The organism is Neorhizobium sp. CSC1952 (assembly GCF_030378245.1).
Classification (GTDB): Bacteria; Pseudomonadota; Alphaproteobacteria; order Rhizobiales; family Rhizobiaceae; genus Neorhizobium; species Neorhizobium oryzae_A.
The window spans coordinates 4,315,732-4,332,127 of the sequence record NZ_CP128416.1 but is presented as its reverse complement, the minus strand read 5'-3'; the positions used below and the strand labels follow the sequence as shown (position 1 = coordinate 4,332,127).

Sequence of the window (16,396 nt, the reverse complement as noted above, 5' to 3'; positions counted from 1 at the left end):
CGCAAATCCGCCGGAAGCATGGTCATCGCGGATTTCCCTATGGTCCCAATGACATGAAATGCGTGTAGGAGATACTTAAATATCGGTAAGGTGGTGCCGAAGCCCGAGGTGGCAAGGGCGGTGCGATCATACCTGCCGGTATGCATCGATATCTCGGCTCATGCGTTGTCGCAGCGCAAGGAAGGAGATTTCCCATGATCGATGCTGAAAGAATCAAGGAACATGCCGAGGTCATCGGTGCCGATGGAGTTCATGTAGGAACCGTCGACCGTATCGAGGGTGGCCGGATCAAGCTGACGCGGAAGGATAGCGGCGAAGGCAGCCACAAGGGCCACCATCACTTCGTCCCGCTCGATCTCGTCGTGGATATCGAAGGGGACACGGTACGGCTCTCGGCCGACGGCGATGTGGCGGTCTCGTTCGAAGAGGAAGAAGGCGGCAAGTCCGTCCATTGAAAGAAAGCCGGCGCATTGGAAGGCGCCGGCTTTCGCCAGGTTTCTCAACGCTGATCTATTGCGTCGAGCTCGGAACGCCGAAACGTTCCGGCAGGAAGGCGGTTTCCGACGGCGGTCCGCTGAGCCGGTCGGTTTTTGCGGCCGTGGTCGGGTTTGCCGGATGCATAAGAAGGGCGACCACGAGGCCGCCCGCGATCGCCGATCCCAAGGCGATCAGGGCGTTTCGGAAGTTCATGGCAATCACTCCTTATCGCCATGAAACGTTCCAGCGAATCCGAAGGTTCCGGCCGGGGACCTGAACCTTCGGATCAATCTCTCGTGAAGAGCGCTCAGGTCTTTTCGCGGGCCGTTTTCAGGGCTGTCGCCCACCAGGAAAGATCGTCCAGCATGGTTTTCACGCCCGGTTCGAGATGGGTGAGATCGGTCAGATTCTTTTCCTGCTGCCACACCGCGAAGAAGTCGGCGCCCTGGATGTGGACGCCCGGGCGGGTCGGGACCATCTGCAGCTCCACGGCGATGTTGCGGAGGTGCTCCACGGCCCGCGCGCCGCCGACGCTGCCGTAACCGACGGCCGCCGCCGGCTTGCGGTTCCATTCGTTGTAGGAATAGTCGAGGGCGTTTTTCAGCACCGCCGTGATCGAGCGATTGTATTCGGCGACGATGAAGATGTAGCCGTCGAATTCCGCGACTTTCTTCTGCCAGCGCCGGCCCGTTTCGTTCTCGGTCGGAACCCAGGCGTTGGAAGCCTTCTCGTTGAAGAACGGCAGCGGGAAATCGCGGAGGTCGACGATCTCGAACTCCATGTCGTCGCGCTGCGACGCCGTATCGTAGATCCACTTGGCCGGCTTTTCGCCGAAGCGGACATCGCGCGTGCTGGTGATGATGATCGCAATCTTGGGCTTGGCCATGAAATCTCTCGTTTTCGGAAAATGATCTTGGAGGTGGCGCTGGGGAATATGGTTGCAGGATGGGAATGGTCAAGCCGGCGAAGAGGCTGCGGCAGGCCGGCGGCCGGTATCCCCGATCGCGGATACCGACCTAGTTCTTTGCCGAAAGCTCCGCCGGCGAAGCCAGGATGTCGACCTCACCGAGCGACTGATCCTTGTATTTGAATGCCAGGATGCTGAGCACCGAGAAAACGAGAATGACAAAAATAATTCGCATCAAGAACTCCTTCGGCCATACTAACGGTGCGGATAGTCGAAGGTTCCGGTGCAGGTTGCTTCAGAAGAAATCGTGCGGCTTAAGTTTTTCGGCAGGTATTGCTTCTGCGTTTGCCGGCTCTCCTTTTTGGAGCATCCGCATCGGCGCTGTCTGAGCCGAAAATCCGGCAGCGCCGATGCGGAAAGACTGTCCAGACCGCTCAGCCGACGGAGAAGGGAACCGCCACGAAGGTCTGGTTGTCGCCGCGTTGGATGAGAAGCAGGACCGATTTCCTGCCGGCTCTGCCGGCTTCCGCGACGGCGGTCTTGGCTTCGCCCGCGGATTTGACGGGCCGCTGATTGACGGAGACGATGACGTCTCCGGGCTGCAGGCCCACATCCGCCGCCGGCTTGTCGGGAGCCACGCTTTCGATCACCGCACCGCTTTCCCGGCGCGGCAGATTGAGCGCCTGGCGGATATCGGGCGTGAGATCGGCAAGGCCGACGCCGATCGTCGGGACACGCTGCGCGGCCGGGCTCGACTTGTCGCCGCTGGCGGCGGAAGCTTGCTTCTGGTCGTCCTGATTGCCGCCGACGGTGATGTTCAGCTCCTTGCTTTGCCCCTGACGCCAGACGGTGAGGCCTTCCCTGGAGCCGGGCGCGAGGTCGGCGACCATGCGCGACAGGTCCCTCGGCGACTTGACCGCCTGACTGCCAAGCGCCGTGATGACGTCCCCCGTCTCGATACCCGCACGGGCGGCGGGCGTGTCCTCGCTTACCTTGGCGACCAGCGCCCCTTCCGGCCTGCCGAGGCCGATCGCGCTTGCGACATCGGCGGTCACCGGCTGGATTTGCACGCCGATGAAGCCATGTTCGATCGAGCCGTCCTTCATCAGCTTGGCGACGACCTTCTGGGCCTGGTCGGAGGGAATGGCAAAACCGACGCCGACGCTGCCGCCGTTCGGCGAGTAGATCGCGGTATTGATGCCGACCACCTTGCCTTGAAGATCGACCAGCGGGCCGCCCGAATTGCCGTGATTGATCGGCGCATCGATCTGGATGAAATCGTCATAGGGGCCGCTGTGCAGGTCGCGGCCGCGGGCGGAGACGATGCCGGCCGTGACGGTCGTGCCGATGCCGAAGGGATTGCCGATCGCAAGGATCTGGTCGCCGGCATTGAGTTTGTCGGAATCGCCCCAGACAATGGTGGCCAGCGGCTTGGGCGCGTCGATCTTGACCACCGCAAGATCGGATTTGGCATCGGCGCCGACGAGTTTCGCGGGCAGCTCCGTGCCGTCGTCGAGGGTTACCTTGATGCTCGTCGCATTGTCGATCACGTGGTTGTTGGTGACGATATAGCCGTCCGGGGTGATGACGAAGCCGGAGCCGAGGGCTTCGGCGCGTTCTGTCGGCCGTTGCGGCATCTGGCGCGGGATCGGAATACCCTGCTGGCCGAAGAACTGCCGGAACTGCTCGTCGAAGGGCGAATCGTCTCCGAAGAGCGAACTCTCGTCGGAGCTGACATTCTGCGCCTTCATCGTGGTGGTGATGGTGACGACGGCAGGCTTGTCGGCCGAAACGATCGGAGCGAAGGAGCCGCCTGGGGCGGTGATGCCGGAGATGGGCGGCGCATCGGTTGCGGCATGGGCGGCGCTGGTGCCCAGGACGACGGGCATCGCAAGCGGAACGGCGACGATTGCGGCTCCGAGAAGTGCTGCGATACGATGTTTGCGGAGGATATTGGACATGATGATCTCCTTTCATCTGCCGGTGCCCGGTACGCCGGGAGGCGGCGTTGCGGGCAAGAGGGATCAGGACCGCGGAGAGCCTCCGCAGCCGGTGGGTAATTGGTTGAGATTGGCGGGCGAGGAGCGAGCGCGGCTTGCCCGTCGAAGGTCGGCTTTATCCGGGCGGATGCCGTGGCGATTCTGCCGGTCGATGGCTTATTGGAACAAACGAGCGCACGGCGCGCCTCCGACTGTGATCTCAGAGGTTTCGGCGGGCTGTCTCATACCGTCGCGTCGCGGCACGTCCCTGCCGCCGGCGGTATTCAGCCTCGATGTGAAATTACGCTTTCGATCCGCAGCAGTCAGCTTAACAATAAATAAGGTTCCAACGCCGGGGTTTGCCGAATTTCCGACCCAATCTTAACCCTCAGGCTGCAAGCTTGAGGAAGAACATTCCATATCTTCAAAAGGTTAGATCATCCGTGCTCGACGCCGTGCACCCGCAGATTGCCCGGTAGGAACCTGACTTATCTGTAACAATGTCGCTTCGCGGGAAAGATGAAGGATTTTTAAGGTGGTGAGAACGCTGGGATTCGAACCCAGGACCTACTGATTAAAAGTCAGTTGCTCTACCGGCTGAGCTACGCTCTCCCGTGGCCGCGCCGGAGCGCGTCCCTGAAAGTGCGCGGAACATATGCAGGCGACACCTTGCGGTCAACCCGCAAAAACAGCAAAAATGCGGCGTCTTGACGCTTTTCCCCGCCCGGAGCGAAAAGGTGATTGGCATTCGGGGCCTTGGGCTATTACCTGAGGCACAGCCGCGGGCGCCGAAAAGCCCGTCAGCCGGAGCCACACGTGTCGATTGCCGAAATATCCCTCCTGAGCGCGCTTCTTGCCGGCGCCCTGTCGTTCCTCTCCCCCTGCGTTCTGCCGCTCGTGCCCCCTTATCTCTGTTATATGGCGGGCATTTCGGTGGATCAGTTCCGCGGCGGTGGCGATGGCGGTGCGGCGGTCGTCGATTCGGGGAACGGCACGCGCAAGGCGGTGCTGATGTCGGCGCTCTTCTTCACGCTCGGCTTTGCGACGGTCTTCGTGGCGCTCGGCGCCGGAGCCTCGACGATCGGCGTGCTGCTTCGCCAGCATCTCGATCTTCTCTCCAAGATCGGCGGCCTGATCATCATCGTCATGGGTCTGAATTTTCTGGGCGTGTTCCGGATCGGCCTTCTGGCGCGCGAGGCACGCTTTCAAGGGGGCGGGCAGCCCGCGACGCTTTCCGGCGCCTACATCATGGGCCTTGCCTTCGCCTTCGGCTGGACGCCCTGCATCGGTCCGGTGCTCGGGGCCATTCTCGGCGTGGCCGCTTCGCGCGATACGGTGGGCGAGGGGGCGACGCTGCTCGCCATCTATTCCTTGGGGCTCGCCGTGCCCTTCTGGATCGCCGCCGGCTTTTCCGGTGCCTTCATGCGGTTCCTTGCCCGTTTCCGCCGCCATCTCGGCATGGTCGAGAAGGTCATGGGCGTTTTCCTGATCCTGACCGGCCTCGCCTTCATTTTCGGTTTCGTCAGTTCCGCCGCGATCTGGTTCCAGCAGACCTTTCCAATCCTGATGCAAATCGGCTAACGGGAAGGCTCCTTCCAACACGGCCCGGCTTCGGGCAGGGGAATGATGGCCGATATCGTCGCATTGCTGCTGCCCTTCTTCGGGCTGATCTTCATTGGTTATCTCGCCGCAAAGGTCATCAAACAGCCGGCCGAGGCGCTCGGCTGGATGAATACCTTCATCATCTACGCGGCCCTTCCGGCACTTTTCTTCAAGCTCGTGTCGCGCACGCCGGTGGAGCAGCTGACGCGGGCCGATTTCATCTTCGGCGAAATCGGCGCGACCTATCTGATCTTCCTCGTGCTCTTCCTGATCGGCTTCTTCATTCGCCGCAACTCGTTTGCCGACTGCACCATCCAGTCCTTCGCAGGAGCCTACGGCAATATCGGCTATATGGGGCCGGGCCTTGCGCTGCTCGCCTTCGGCGAAGCGGCGGCAGTGCCGGTGGCGCTGATCGTCTGCTTCGAGAACGCGGCGCATTTCATCGTCGCGCCGGCAATGATGGCGATGGCGGGCGGCGACAAGCGCCCGCTCTTGCAGGTCGTTACCGATATCGCCCGGAAAGTGGCGCTGCACCCCTTCATCATCTCAACGGCGCTCGGCTTCTGCTTCGCCGCCTTCTCGGTCCAGCCGCCCGAGGCCTTTCGGCGGCTGGTCGATTATCTCGCCCAGGCCGCAGCGCCCTGCGCGCTCTTCGCCATGGGCGTCACGCTTGCGCTTCGGCCGATCAGGCGCGTGCCGGCGGAGATCGGCTATATCGCCGTCTTCAAGCTGATCGTCCTGCCGATGACCACCTACACGGTGCTTTCGGTGATCGGCAATTTCGATCCGGTCTGGATCTATTCGGCGATGCTGCTTTCGGCGCTGCCGACGGCAACCAATGTCTTCGTCATCAGCCAGCAATACGGCATCTGGCAGGAAAGGGCCTCGGCCAGCATCCTGATCATCACTGCGGCCTCGGTACTGACGCTACCGGTTCTGCTCTACCTCATCCATTCCGGGATGCTACCGCCGGACCTCGTTCCGTAGGCGCAAGGCGTCGATGACGGCGCGGAAGCCGCGGCCCGGCTCGATCCCCTCGCGCATCAGCAGGTTGCGGAGCGGCGGCGCACTGGTGAGAATGTGCAGGCCTGCGGCCCGCAACATCTGCACGGGCAGGAAATCCGAAAGCAGCGAGCGGTTCAGGAGATCGACGCCGAAGGTGCGGCTCATGACGTCCGGACGGCGTCGGCGATTGAAGCGCTCGCCCGCATCCGCCGGGATCGGCCGGTCGCCCATGGCGGCCAGCAGTTCCGTGAGCGCGATGATGTCGCGCAGCGAAAGGTTGAGGCCCTGCGCGCCGATCGGCGGAAAGGCATGCGCGGCTTCCCCGATCACCGCCAGCCGCCCCTTGCCGAACCGGTCGGCCATCAGACTGGAAAGCGGCCAGACTTGCGGCGCCCCCTCGACGGTCACCTTGCCGAGCATCGATTGCATCCGGTCTTCGACAGCCCGGGACAACTCCCCGGCAGGCAGTTCGACAAGGCGCTGCGCCTCCTGCGGCTTGACCACCCAGACGAGGCTGGAGCGCGAACCGGGCAGGGGAACCTGCGTGAAGGGCCCCGTTTCGGTGTGGAATTCGGTCGAGACATTGCCGTGCGGCAGCGTGTGGGCAAAGTTGAGCACCAGCGCCGATTGCGGATAGGACCAGCGGCGCACACCGATCCCGGCGGCCTCGCGGGTCTTCGATTTCCGGCCGTCGGCACCGATGACGAAATCGGCGGTAATCGTCGATCCATCCGAAAGCGTGATGGCCGCCCGTTCGTCGTTATAATCCAGCATCCCGACGCTGTGCTCCAGTTTGATGATGTTGGGTTCGGCCGAGACGGCGGCATCCAGTGTCCTGGAAAGGGCCCGGTTGGGGATGTTGTAGCCGAAGGCGTAGAGCCCGACATCCATGGCGCGGAACTGGGCCGCCGGCGCGCGCAACAGCCGCTTGGTGCCGTCGATGATCTGCATGATGGAAAGGGGCGCCGCCGACGGCGCTATGTCTTCCCATAGGCCGAGCCGCTCCAGGAACCGGATCGACTGGTCCATCAGCGCCGTGGTGCGCTCGTCGGTCCTTTCGGATGCGGGAGCGATGAGCGCCACCTTGCGGCCGGCGCGCGCGAGCGCCAGGGCCGCGACCGATCCGGCCAGTCCTGCGCCCACCACGGCGATTTCGAAATGCTGCATGTCCGTCGTCCTGCTTGCGAATGTCCGTGACGGATTAACTAGAACTTCCGCGCGCGCATATCCATGGGGCATCGCGGCGCAGCATAGAAAAAGCAACGCTTTAGGCGGATGGAAAGGGTCAAGCCGGTTGCAAAGCATGCGGATTGGCCGCATACGTCGGGGATGAGCGAAAGGCGGGACTGACGCGTGATCAGGCGAATCTTCAACTACCGGAACGTTCCCTATGCGGAAATCCGCGCCTTCTCCGTTCATCTCCTGACGGCCTCGGGTTCCTTTCTTGCCTTCCTCGGCGTTGTCGCGGCGGCCGAGCATCGTTTCGTCGATATGTTCTGGTGGCTCGGCCTGGCGCTGCTCGTCGACGGCATAGACGGGCCGATCGCCCGCAAGGTGCGGGTCAAGGAAGTCCTGCCGAACTGGTCCGGCGACACGCTCGACAACATCATCGACTATGTCACCTATGTTCTGTTGCCGGCCTTCGCTCTCTACCAGAGCGGCATGATCGGCGAGCCCTGGTCCTTCCTGGCCGCCGGAGCGATCGTCGTCTCCAGCGCGGTCTATTATGCGGACATGGGCATGAAGACGGAGGAATATTTCTTCTCCGGCTTCCCCGTGGTCTGGAACATGGTGATCTTCACGCTCTTCGTCATCGATGCCAGTGCAACGACCGCGATGATCCTCGTATCCGTCTCGGTCGTCCTCACGTTCCTGCCGATCAATTTCCTGCATCCGGTCCGGGTCAAGCGGCTGAGGCCGCTCAATCTCGCCATATGTCTCATATGGTGTGCGCTGGGCGGCTATTCGCTTCTTCTGCATTTCGCCACACCCGGCTGGGTCATCTGGGGCGTGGTCGCCAGCGGGATCTATCTGTATTGCATCGGCGGCGTGCTGCAGCTCTTTCCCAATCTCGGAAAATAGTTGGACCTTGTTTTTCTCCCTCGTCTTTCATGTTGTGCGAAGCAACAAAAACGGTATCAATATGACAGACGCGCGCTGAGGCTTTAAGTCTTGGGAAGCGTTCGGAAAAACAATGCGCTGCCATGCCCGCGAAGCCTCGTGAGAAGGTGGGGCAAAGGCGGCAAACAGGGGGTTCTGTGACGTTATCCGATGACCCGGCGGCCGTTCCGCTCTTGTCGGTTCGAGGTTTGACCAAGCTTTTCGGCAGCTTTGCCGCGTGCAACGCGATCGATCTCGATATCGCGCCGGGTGAAATCCATGCGCTTTTGGGTGAAAACGGCGCCGGCAAGTCGACGCTGGTGAAAATGCTTTTCGGCGTCCTGCAGCCGAGCGCCGGACAGATCCTCTGGGAAGGCATGCCGGTGACGATCGCCTCGCCAGGCGGGGCCCGGCAGCTTGGCATCGGCATGGTCTTTCAGCATTTCTCCCTGTTCGAGGCGCTGACGGTCGCGGAAAACATTGCGCTGTCGCTCGATCCGAAGATTTCGCTGTCGAGGATTTCCGAGGAAGCCGCGTCGCTTTCCCGGGCCTACGGTCTGCCGCTCGACCCGAAGGCGCATGTGGCCGATCTTTCCGTCGGCGAGCGCCAGCGCATCGAGATCGTCCGGGCGCTGCTCCAGAACCCCAGGCTCATCATTCTCGACGAGCCGACCTCGGTGCTGACGCCGCAAGAGGCCGACCGGCTGTTCGAAACGCTGTTCAAGCTCAAGGCCGAGGGCCGCTCGGTTCTCTATATCAGCCATCGGCTGGAGGAGGTGCGGCGCATCTGCGACCGCGCCACCGTTCTGCGCCACGGCAAGGTCACGGGAGCCTGCGACCCGAAGCTGGAAACGCCCGCCTCGCTCGCACGCATGATGGTCGGCTCGGATGTCGCGGAGGTGCATCGGGACGACGGTGCTGCACTTGGCGATATCCGTATCGAGGTCAGCAACCTTTCGGTGCCCGCCCGAACGCCCTTTGCCGTCTCGCTCAAGAACATTTCCATGAAAGTCCGCGCCGGCGAGGTGCTGGCGGTCGCGGGTGTGGCGGGCAACGGGCAGGGCGAGCTCTTCGATGCGTTGTCGGGCGAATATCCGGTCTCCGAGGACGAAGCGATCCGCATCCGCGGCAAGGCGGTCGGCCGCATAGGCATCAGCGGCCGCCGGCTGCTCGGCGCGGGCTTCGTGCCGGAAGAGCGTCATGGCCATGCGGCAGTTTCCGCCATGGCGCTTTCGGACAACCTCCTGCTGGCCCGCAGCCAGTCGGACAAGCGGGCATTTCTGGCAGGCGGCGTCGCGTCGATCATCCGTCACGACGCTGTCCGTTCCGCGACCCGCCGCATCTGCGAGGCGATGGATGTCCGCAAGAGCGGTGAGGACCCGCTCGCCGGTTCGCTTTCCGGCGGCAATCTCCAGAAATTCATCGTCGGACGCGAGCTCGACCGCCAGCCTGCGGTCCTTGTCGTCAACCAGCCGACTTGGGGCGTCGACGCAGGCGCGGCAAGCCGCATCCGCCAGGCGCTGATCGATCTTGCCAAGGCGGGTTCGGCGGTGGTGGTGATCAGCCAGGACCTCGACGAGATTTTCGAAGTGGCGACCAATATCGCGGTGATTTCGGAAGGCAGGCTCTCCGAACCGCATCCGGCCGGCACGCTGACGCTGGAGCGCATCGGCCTGATGATGGGCGGCATTCACGAAAGCCATTCGATATCGGACGCGGCGCCTTCCAGGCCGGAGGGCACCTATGCGCATTGAGCTCGAAAAGCGCGCCCGTGTCTCGACGCTGTTTTCGTTTCTCTCGCCGCTGCTGGCGCTGGTGCTGACGCTCGTCTTCGGCGCCATCATGTTCTGGTTGCTGGGAAAAAGCCCGCTCAACGCGCTCTATGTCTATTTCGTCGAACCGCTGCTCGAAATCTGGTCGCTGCACGAGCTTGCGATCAAGGCGGCGCCTCTCATCCTGATCGCGGTAGGCCTCTCCGTCTGCTACCGCTCCAACAACTGGAACATCGGCGCGGAAGGCCAGTTCACCATTGGGGCGATCACCGGCTCGATCCTGCCTGTGCTCTATCCGGAATGGCATTCGCCGATGATCCTGCCGCTGATGCTGGTCATGGGTATGGCGGGCGGCGCGCTTTATGCCGGAATCCCGGCGCTTCTGAAGACGAGGTTCAACACCAACGAGATCCTGACGAGCCTGATGCTGGTCTATATCGCCGGGCTTTTCCTCGACTGGTTGGTGCGTGGTCCCTGGCGCGATCCGCAGGGGTACAATTTCCCGCAGACCAAGAGTTTCCAGATCGAGGCGGTGCTGCCGGAAATCCTGTCCTCCGGCCGCGCCCACTGGGCCTTCGTCTTCGCGATCGTCGCCGCCGTGGCCCTGTGGTTCATGATGCGCTTCATGCTGAAAGGGTTCGAGGTTTCCGTGCTCGGCCAGTCGGAGCGGGCAGGGCGCTTTGCCGGCTTCTCCGCCCGGCGCATGGTGTGGTTCTCGATGCTGCTTTCCGGCGCGCTCGCGGGATTGGCTGGCATTTCCGAAGTCTCGGGCTCCATCGGCCACGTGCAGCCGGTGATTTCCCCCGGCTACGGATTCACGGCGATCATCGTCGCCTTTCTCGGCCGATTGAACCCGCTCGGCATCATTGCCTCCGGCCTCGTGCTGGCGCTCACCTATCTCGGCGGCGAGGCGGCGCAGCTTTCGATCGGCATTTCCGACAAGGTGAGCCGCGTCTTCCAGGGGCTGCTGCTCTTCTTCGTGCTCTCCTGCGACACGCTGATCCACTACAGGATCAGATTGGTCTTCGCACGAACGAAACCGGCGGAGGTGACTGGCTGATGTTCGAGGCGATCCTCCTGACCGTCATCACCGCGTCGACGCCGCTGGTCATCGCAGCCCTCGGCGAGCTGGTGGCGGAACGCGCCGGCGTGCTGAACCTCGGCGTCGAAGGCATGATGATCATGGGTGCGGTCTGCGCCTTCGCGGCAGCTCAGCTCTCCGGCTCGCCTTATATCGGCATCCTTGCCGGCATCGTCGGCGGGGGGCTGTTTTCTCTGCTTTTCGGTTTCCTGACCCTGACATTGGTCGCCAACCAGGTGGCGACGGGTCTCGCGCTCACCATTCTGGGGCTTGGTCTTTCGGGCCAGCTCGGTGAGGCTTTCGTGGGTCTGCCGGGCATCAAGCTGCAGCCGATCGTCATCCCGCTGCTCTCCGACATCCCGTTCTTCGGTCGCGTCCTGTTCAGCCAGGACCTGATCTTCTACCTGTCCGTGACGCTCGTCATCGGCATCAACTGGTTCCTGTTCAGGAGCCGCAGGGGTTTGAAGATCCGGGCGATCGGCGACAACCATGCCTCCGCCCACGCGCTCGGCATCAACGTCATCGGCGCCCGGTATCTGGCGGTGATGTTCGGAGGCGCCTGTGCCGGGCTTGCCGGCGCCCAGCTTTCGCTGGTCTATACGCCGCAATGGGTGGAGAACATGTCGGCCGGCCGCGGCTGGATCGCGCTTGCCCTCGTGGTCTTCGCCTCCTGGCGGCCATGGCGGGTGCTTGCCGGCGGTTATCTTTTCGGAGCGGTCGGCATCGGCCAGCTGCATGCGCAGATACTGGCGCAGAACCTCGGCATCGTCATCCCCTCGCAATTCCTGTCCGCACTTCCATATGCGGCTACTATTGTCGTGCTGATCATCATTTCGCATAATCGCCGCACGACGCTCATCAACACGCCGGCGTCGCTCGGGAAACCCTTTGTCCCCGATCGGTGACCGCGGCACCACAACAAAACCGTCTTCAAGCCAATAGAGGTCAGGAAATGAAGAAATTGATTATCGCCCTTGCCGCATCGGCCGCCTTGCTTGGCGGGTTCGTGACCGGCGCCGAGGCACAGGAAAAGACGAAGGTCTGTTTCATTTACGTCGGTTCCCGCACGGATGGCGGCTGGACGCAGGCGCATGAGATCGGCCGCCAGGAGCTTCAGAAGGCGCTCGATGCCAAGATCGAGACGCCTTTCCTGGAAAACGTGCCGGAAGGCCCCGATGCGGAACGCGCGATCGAGCGCATGGCCCGTTCCGGCTGCGCGCTCGTCTTCACCACCTCTTTCGGCTTCATGGATGCCACCATCAAGGTCGCCCAGAAATTTCCGGACGTGAAGTTCGAGCACGCGACCGGTTTCAAGGCCGCGCCGAACGTTGCCACCTACAATTCGCGCTTCTACGAGGGCCGTTACATCCAGGGCCAGATCGCCGCGAAGATGTCGAAGAAGGGCGTGGCAGGTTACATCGCTTCCTTCCCGATCCCGGAAGTGGTGATGGGCATCAACGCTTTCGAACTCGGCGCCAAGTCGATCAACCCGGATTTCAAGCTGAAGGTCGTCTGGGCCAATACCTGGTTCGATCCGGGCAAGGAAGCCGATGCCGCCAAGGCGCTGATCGACCAGGGCGTCGATATCCTGACGCAGCACACCGACACGACCGCGCCGATGCAGGTCGCAGCCGAACGCGGCATCCTCGCTTTCGGCCAGGCTTCCGACATGATCGCCGCCGGTCCGAAGACGCAGTTGACCGCGATCGTCGACACCTGGGGTGCCTATTACATCAAGCGGACCCAGGCGCTGCTCGACGGAACGTGGAAATCCGAGCAGATCTGGGACGGCCTGAAGGACGGCATCCTGACCATGGCGCCCTATACCAACATGCCGGACGACGTGAAGGCGATGGCGGAAGAAACCGAAGCCAAGATCAAGTCGGGCGAACTGCATCCCTTCACCGGCCCGATCAACAGGCAGGACGGCACGCCTTGGCTCGCCGCCGGCGAGAAGCCGCAGGACGGCGTCCTCCTCGGCATGAACTTCTATGTCGAAGGCGTGGATGACAAGCTGCCCCAATAAGCTTTGATGGAACTGAAGCGAGGAGGGCGCCGGTCGGCGCCCTTTTTGTTTCGGTTGCACACAACCCGTTTATCGCGCTTCAAGGAAGTTGCTGATATGAAGCGGCCAATGCCGAGAAGGAGATTCCCGATGAGCCGTTCCTGCCTTGCCGTCATCCTCGCCGCCGGCGACAGCACGCGCATGAAATCGTCGATGTCGAAGGTGCTGCACAAGGTGGCTGGCCGGCCGATGATTGCGCATGTGATGGCGGCGGTCGCCTCGACCGGCGTTTCCGACGCAGCGCTCGTGGTGGGGCGTGATGCGGAAGCGGTCGTCAAGGCGGGCTCCCTGGACGGCGTTTCGGTGGAGGCTTTCCAGCAGACGGAACGGCTGGGAACCGGCCACGCGGTTCTGGCCGCCAAGGACGCGATCGCCCGCGGATATGATGATATCCTCGTCGCCTATGGCGATGTTCCGCTGGTCACTCCGGCGCCTTTCGCCGCGGCGCGTGAAAAGCTGGCTCAAGGCGCGGATGTCGTGGTCATCGGTTTCCACACGGACAATCCGAACGGATACGGCCGCCTGCTGGTCGAAGACGGCGAGCTCATCGCCATTCGAGAGGAGAAGGACGCGACGGACGAAGAACGCAGGATCACCTGGTGCAACAGCGGGCTGATGGCGATCGACGGCCGCAAGGCGCTGTCGCTGCTCGAAAGGATCCGCAACGACAACGCCAAGGGCGAGTATTACCTCACTGACATCGTCGAGATCGCCCGCGCGGCCGGCGGCAGGGTGATGGTTGTCGATGCGCCCGAGACGGAAGTTGCCGGCTGCAACAACCGGGCCGAGCTCGCGGTCCTCGAGAGACACTGGCAGGAGCGCCGCCGCCAAGAATTGATGCTCTCCGGCGTCACCATGATCGCGCCCGAAACCGTTTTCCTTTCCTATGATACCGAGATCGCCCAAGACGCCGTGATCGAGCCGAACGTCTTTTTCGGACCTCACGTGACGGTCGAGAGCGGCGCGGTCATCCATTCCTTTTCCCATATCGAAGGTGCCCATATTGGCGCCGACGCGGAGATTGGCCCGTTCGCACGCCTGCGTCCTGGCGCGAAGCTGCTCGTGCATGCGAAGGTCGGCAATTTCTGCGAGGTCAAGAATTCCGAGATCGGCGAGGGCGCCAAGGTCAACCATCTGACCTATATCGGCGACTCCTTCGTCGGACCCCGCGCGAATATCGGCGCAGGCACGATCACCTGCAATTACGACGGGGTGAACAAGCACGTGACGCGGATCGGCGCCAACTCGTTCATCGGTTCGAATTCCTCGCTGGTCGCCCCGGTTTCGATCGGCGACGGCGCCTATATCGCATCGGGCAGTGTCATCACCGAGGACGTCCCGGCGGATGCTCTCGCCCTTGGCCGCGCGCGTCAGGAAGTGAAGCCCGAACGTGCCAAAGTGATCCGGGAACGGGCACTTGCTTTCAAGGCCGCTAAAAAAGCGGGTAAATAAACAACCGCGTCTTAACCGGCGACCGTTACTTTCAGACATCGAAAGTGACCGGCGGGCCGATTGCGGAAAGCTTGCAATCGGCTAGGAATCCGCCCGGGTTCAACGAAGCGGAGAGGGTCTTTCATGTGCGGGATTGTCGGTATCGTCGGCACGGAACCGGTGGCGTCGCGACTGGTCGACGCGCTGCGGCGGCTCGAATATCGCGGCTATGATTCCGCCGGCGTTGCCACCATCCACGGCGGGAAGATGGAGCGCCGCCGCGCCGAGGGGAAGCTTTTCAATCTCGAGAAGAGGCTGGATGCGGAACCGTTGCCCGGCACGATCGGCATCGCACACACCCGTTGGGCGACACATGGCGTACCGAACGAAACGAACGCCCATCCGCATTTCGTGGACGGCGTCGCAGTCGTCCACAACGGCATCATCGAGAATTTCTCCGAGCTGAAGGACGAGCTGCTCGCCGACGGCGCGGTTTTCGAAAGCCAGACGGATACCGAGGTCGTCGCGCATCTGCTCGCAAAATATACGCGCCAGGGCCTCGATCACCGGGCCGCCATGCTTGCCATGTTGAACCGCGTTTCGGGCGCCTATGCCCTCGTCGTGATGTTCGAGGACGATCCTGGGACGATCATGGCCGCCCGCTTCGGGCCGCCGCTCGCGATCGGCCACGGCCGCGGCGAGATGTTTCTGGGTTCGGATGCGATCGCATTGTCGCCCTTCACCAGCGAGATCACCTATCTCGTCGATGGCGATTGCGCGATCATGACCCGCAAAGGCGTCGAGATCGTCGATTATTCCGGCAAGCCGGTAAAGCGCCGGAGCCAGGTGTCCCAGGCGGCCGCTTTCCTGGTCGACAAGGGCAACCACCGGCACTTCATGGAAAAGGAGATCTACGAGCAGCCGGAAATCATCTCCCATGCGCTCGGCCACTATATCGATTTCGCCGCCCATACGGTGAAGGCGAACGATACGGCGATCGACTTCGGCAAGGCGTCGGGACTGGCGATCGCCGCCTGCGGCACGGCCTATCTTTCCGGTCTGATCGGCAAATACTGGTTCGAGCGCTATGCGCGCCTGCCGGTCGAGATCGACGTGGCCTCCGAGTTCCGTTACCGCGAATTGCCGCTCTCGCCCTCGCAGGCGGCTCTCTTCATCTCCCAGTCCGGCGAAACCGCCGACACGCTCGCTTCGCTGCGCTATTGCAAGGATCAGGGGCTGAAGATCGGCGCCGTCGTGAACGTGAAGGAATCGACGATCGCCCGTGAGTCGGATGCGATCTTCCCGATCCTCGCCGGACCGGAAATCGGCGTCGCTTCGACCAAAGCATTCACCTGCCAGCTCGCTGTGCTTGCGGCGTTGGCGATCGGCGCCGGCCGCGCCCGCGGCACGGTGTCGGCGGACGACGAGAAGGCGATGGTCAGACATCTGGCCGAGATGCCGCGGATCATGAGCCGGGTTCTGAACGACGTGCAGCCTGAGATCGAGGCGCTGTCGCGCGAACTCTCCCGCTTCAAGGACGTGCTTTATCTCGGCCGCGGCACGAGCTTTCCCCTTGCCATGGAAGGGGCGCTGAAGCTCAAGGAGATTTCCTATATCCATGCGGAAGGCTATGCCGCCGGCGAGCTGAAGCATGGGCCGATCGCGCTGATCGACGAGAACATGCCGGTGATCGTCATCGCGCCGCATGACCGGTTCTTCGAAAAGACGGTCTCCAACATGCAGGAAGTGGCGGCCCGCGGCGGAAAAATCATCTTCATCACCGACGAGAGAGGGGCGGCCGCCTCGAAGCTTCCGACCATGGCGACCATCGCGCTGCCGAATGTCGACGAGATCATTGCGCCGATGATCTTCTCGCTGCCGATCCAGCTTCTCGCCTATCACACGGCCGTCTTCATGGGAACCGACGTCGACCAGCCGCGCAACCTCGCGAAATCCGTCACTGTGGAGTGAGGACAC

Annotated in this window: 15 protein-coding genes and 1 tRNA gene; 10 read left to right on the top strand and 6 right to left on the bottom strand. The window is 62.6% G+C overall.

Going from position 1 to position 16,396, the window contains the following annotated elements:
- The first annotated feature begins 194 nt into the window (after positions 1–194).
- Entirely contained in the window at positions 195–455 is a 261-nt protein-coding gene (locus tag QTA58_RS20950) for a DUF2171 domain-containing protein (RefSeq protein ID WP_289670624.1), read from the top strand.
- A 55-nt stretch (positions 456–510) separates the two neighbouring features.
- Here the strand turns inward: QTA58_RS20950 and QTA58_RS20945 are convergent, their stop codons facing one another.
- The 5 genes from QTA58_RS20945 to QTA58_RS20925 all read right to left on the bottom strand — a co-directional run bounded on the left by QTA58_RS20945 (position 511) and on the right by QTA58_RS20925 (position 3,975).
- Positions 511–690: a hypothetical protein gene (locus tag QTA58_RS20945; RefSeq protein ID WP_085424392.1), complete on the bottom strand. Its 180-nt coding sequence runs from the start codon at positions 688–690 to the stop codon at positions 511–513.
- Positions 691–784: 94 nt separating this feature from the next.
- The gene (locus QTA58_RS20940; protein WP_289670622.1) at positions 785–1,363 is read right to left on the bottom strand and encodes an NAD(P)H-dependent oxidoreductase; all 579 of its coding nucleotides are present in this window, start codon (positions 1,361–1,363) and stop codon (positions 785–787) included.
- Between the two features lie 130 nt (positions 1,364–1,493).
- The gene (locus tag QTA58_RS20935) at positions 1,494–1,619 is read right to left on the bottom strand and encodes a hypothetical protein (RefSeq protein ID WP_272937862.1); all 126 of its coding nucleotides are present in this window, start codon (positions 1,617–1,619) and stop codon (positions 1,494–1,496) included.
- Between the two features lie 199 nt (positions 1,620–1,818).
- Entirely contained in the window at positions 1,819–3,345 is a 1,527-nt protein-coding gene (locus tag QTA58_RS20930) for a DegQ family serine endoprotease (protein WP_289670621.1), read from the bottom strand.
- Positions 3,346–3,899: 554 nt separating this feature from the next.
- Positions 3,900–3,975, bottom strand: a tRNA-Lys gene (locus QTA58_RS20925).
- Between the two features lie 204 nt (positions 3,976–4,179).
- On the opposite strand from QTA58_RS20925, the gene QTA58_RS20920 reads away from it, so the two are divergent.
- Both QTA58_RS20920 and QTA58_RS20915 read left to right on the top strand, forming a co-directional pair.
- Positions 4,180–4,944, top strand: coding sequence for a cytochrome c biogenesis CcdA family protein (locus tag QTA58_RS20920; RefSeq protein ID WP_289670619.1), 765 nt, complete (start codon positions 4,180–4,182; stop codon positions 4,942–4,944).
- 45 nt (positions 4,945–4,989) lie between these two features.
- Positions 4,990–5,952, top strand: coding sequence for an AEC family transporter (locus QTA58_RS20915; RefSeq protein WP_289673250.1), 963 nt, complete (start codon positions 4,990–4,992; stop codon positions 5,950–5,952).
- Here the strand turns inward: QTA58_RS20915 and QTA58_RS20910 are convergent.
- Positions 5,929–7,137, bottom strand: coding sequence for a UbiH/UbiF family hydroxylase (locus QTA58_RS20910; RefSeq protein WP_289670617.1), 1,209 nt, complete (start codon positions 7,135–7,137; stop codon positions 5,929–5,931). The two genes, QTA58_RS20915 and QTA58_RS20910, sit on opposite strands and share 24 nt — an antisense overlap.
- Before the next feature lie 186 nt (positions 7,138–7,323).
- Between QTA58_RS20910 and pcsA the strand changes: the two genes are divergently transcribed.
- The 7 genes from pcsA to glmS all read left to right on the top strand — a co-directional run bounded on the left by pcsA (position 7,324) and on the right by glmS (position 16,390).
- Positions 7,324–8,052, top strand: coding sequence for a phosphatidylcholine synthase (gene pcsA, locus QTA58_RS20905; protein WP_085424397.1), 729 nt, complete (start codon positions 7,324–7,326; stop codon positions 8,050–8,052).
- Between the two features lie 176 nt (positions 8,053–8,228).
- On the top strand, positions 8,229–9,824 hold the full coding sequence (locus tag QTA58_RS20900) for an ABC transporter ATP-binding protein (protein WP_289670615.1): 1,596 nt from the start codon (positions 8,229–8,231) through the stop codon (positions 9,822–9,824).
- A complete protein-coding gene (locus QTA58_RS20895) occupies positions 9,814–10,902 on the top strand; it encodes an ABC transporter permease (RefSeq protein WP_289670614.1) in 1,089 nt (362 codons plus the stop codon). Before QTA58_RS20900 ends, QTA58_RS20895 begins: the two co-directional genes overlap by 11 nt.
- Positions 10,902–11,828, top strand: a complete 927-nt coding sequence (locus QTA58_RS20890; protein ID WP_289670613.1) for an ABC transporter permease — start codon at positions 10,902–10,904, stop codon at positions 11,826–11,828. The genes QTA58_RS20895 and QTA58_RS20890 overlap by 1 nt, the downstream gene beginning before the upstream one ends.
- A gap of 47 nt (positions 11,829–11,875) precedes the next feature.
- Positions 11,876–12,949: a BMP family ABC transporter substrate-binding protein gene (locus QTA58_RS20885; protein ID WP_289670611.1), complete on the top strand. Its 1,074-nt coding sequence runs from the start codon at positions 11,876–11,878 to the stop codon at positions 12,947–12,949.
- Positions 12,950–13,078: 129 nt separating this feature from the next.
- Entirely contained in the window at positions 13,079–14,440 is a 1,362-nt protein-coding gene (gene glmU / locus QTA58_RS20880) for a bifunctional UDP-N-acetylglucosamine diphosphorylase/glucosamine-1-phosphate N-acetyltransferase GlmU (protein ID WP_289670609.1), read from the top strand.
- A 123-nt stretch (positions 14,441–14,563) separates the two neighbouring features.
- Positions 14,564–16,390, top strand: a complete 1,827-nt coding sequence (glmS, locus tag QTA58_RS20875; RefSeq protein ID WP_289670607.1) for a glutamine--fructose-6-phosphate transaminase (isomerizing) — start codon at positions 14,564–14,566, stop codon at positions 16,388–16,390.
- The last annotated feature ends 6 nt before the right edge of the window (positions 16,391–16,396 follow it).

Coding starts and splice junctions, on each gene's coding strand:
- QTA58_RS20950 (WP_289670624.1), top strand. CDS start 195: ATGATCGATGCTGAAAGAATCAAGGAACATGCCGAGGTCATCGGTGCC.
- QTA58_RS20945 (WP_085424392.1), bottom strand. CDS start 690: ATGAACTTCCGAAACGCCCTGATCGCCTTGGGATCGGCGATCGCGGGC.
- QTA58_RS20940 (WP_289670622.1), bottom strand. CDS start 1,363: ATGGCCAAGCCCAAGATTGCGATCATCATCACCAGCACGCGCGATGTC.
- QTA58_RS20935 (WP_272937862.1), bottom strand. CDS start 1,619: ATGCGAATTATTTTTGTCATTCTCGTTTTCTCGGTGCTCAGCATCCTG.
- QTA58_RS20930 (WP_289670621.1), bottom strand. CDS start 3,345: ATGTCCAATATCCTCCGCAAACATCGTATCGCAGCACTTCTCGGAGCC.
- QTA58_RS20915 (WP_289673250.1), top strand. CDS start 4,990: ATGGCCGATATCGTCGCATTGCTGCTGCCCTTCTTCGGGCTGATCTTC.
- QTA58_RS20910 (WP_289670617.1), bottom strand. CDS start 7,137: ATGCAGCATTTCGAAATCGCCGTGGTGGGCGCAGGACTGGCCGGATCG.
- QTA58_RS20895 (WP_289670614.1), top strand. CDS start 9,814: ATGCGCATTGAGCTCGAAAAGCGCGCCCGTGTCTCGACGCTGTTTTCG.
- QTA58_RS20890 (WP_289670613.1), top strand. CDS start 10,902: ATGTTCGAGGCGATCCTCCTGACCGTCATCACCGCGTCGACGCCGCTG.
- QTA58_RS20885 (WP_289670611.1), top strand. CDS start 11,876: ATGAAGAAATTGATTATCGCCCTTGCCGCATCGGCCGCCTTGCTTGGC.
- glmU (WP_289670609.1), top strand. CDS start 13,079: ATGAGCCGTTCCTGCCTTGCCGTCATCCTCGCCGCCGGCGACAGCACG.
- glmS (WP_289670607.1), top strand. CDS start 14,564: ATGTGCGGGATTGTCGGTATCGTCGGCACGGAACCGGTGGCGTCGCGA.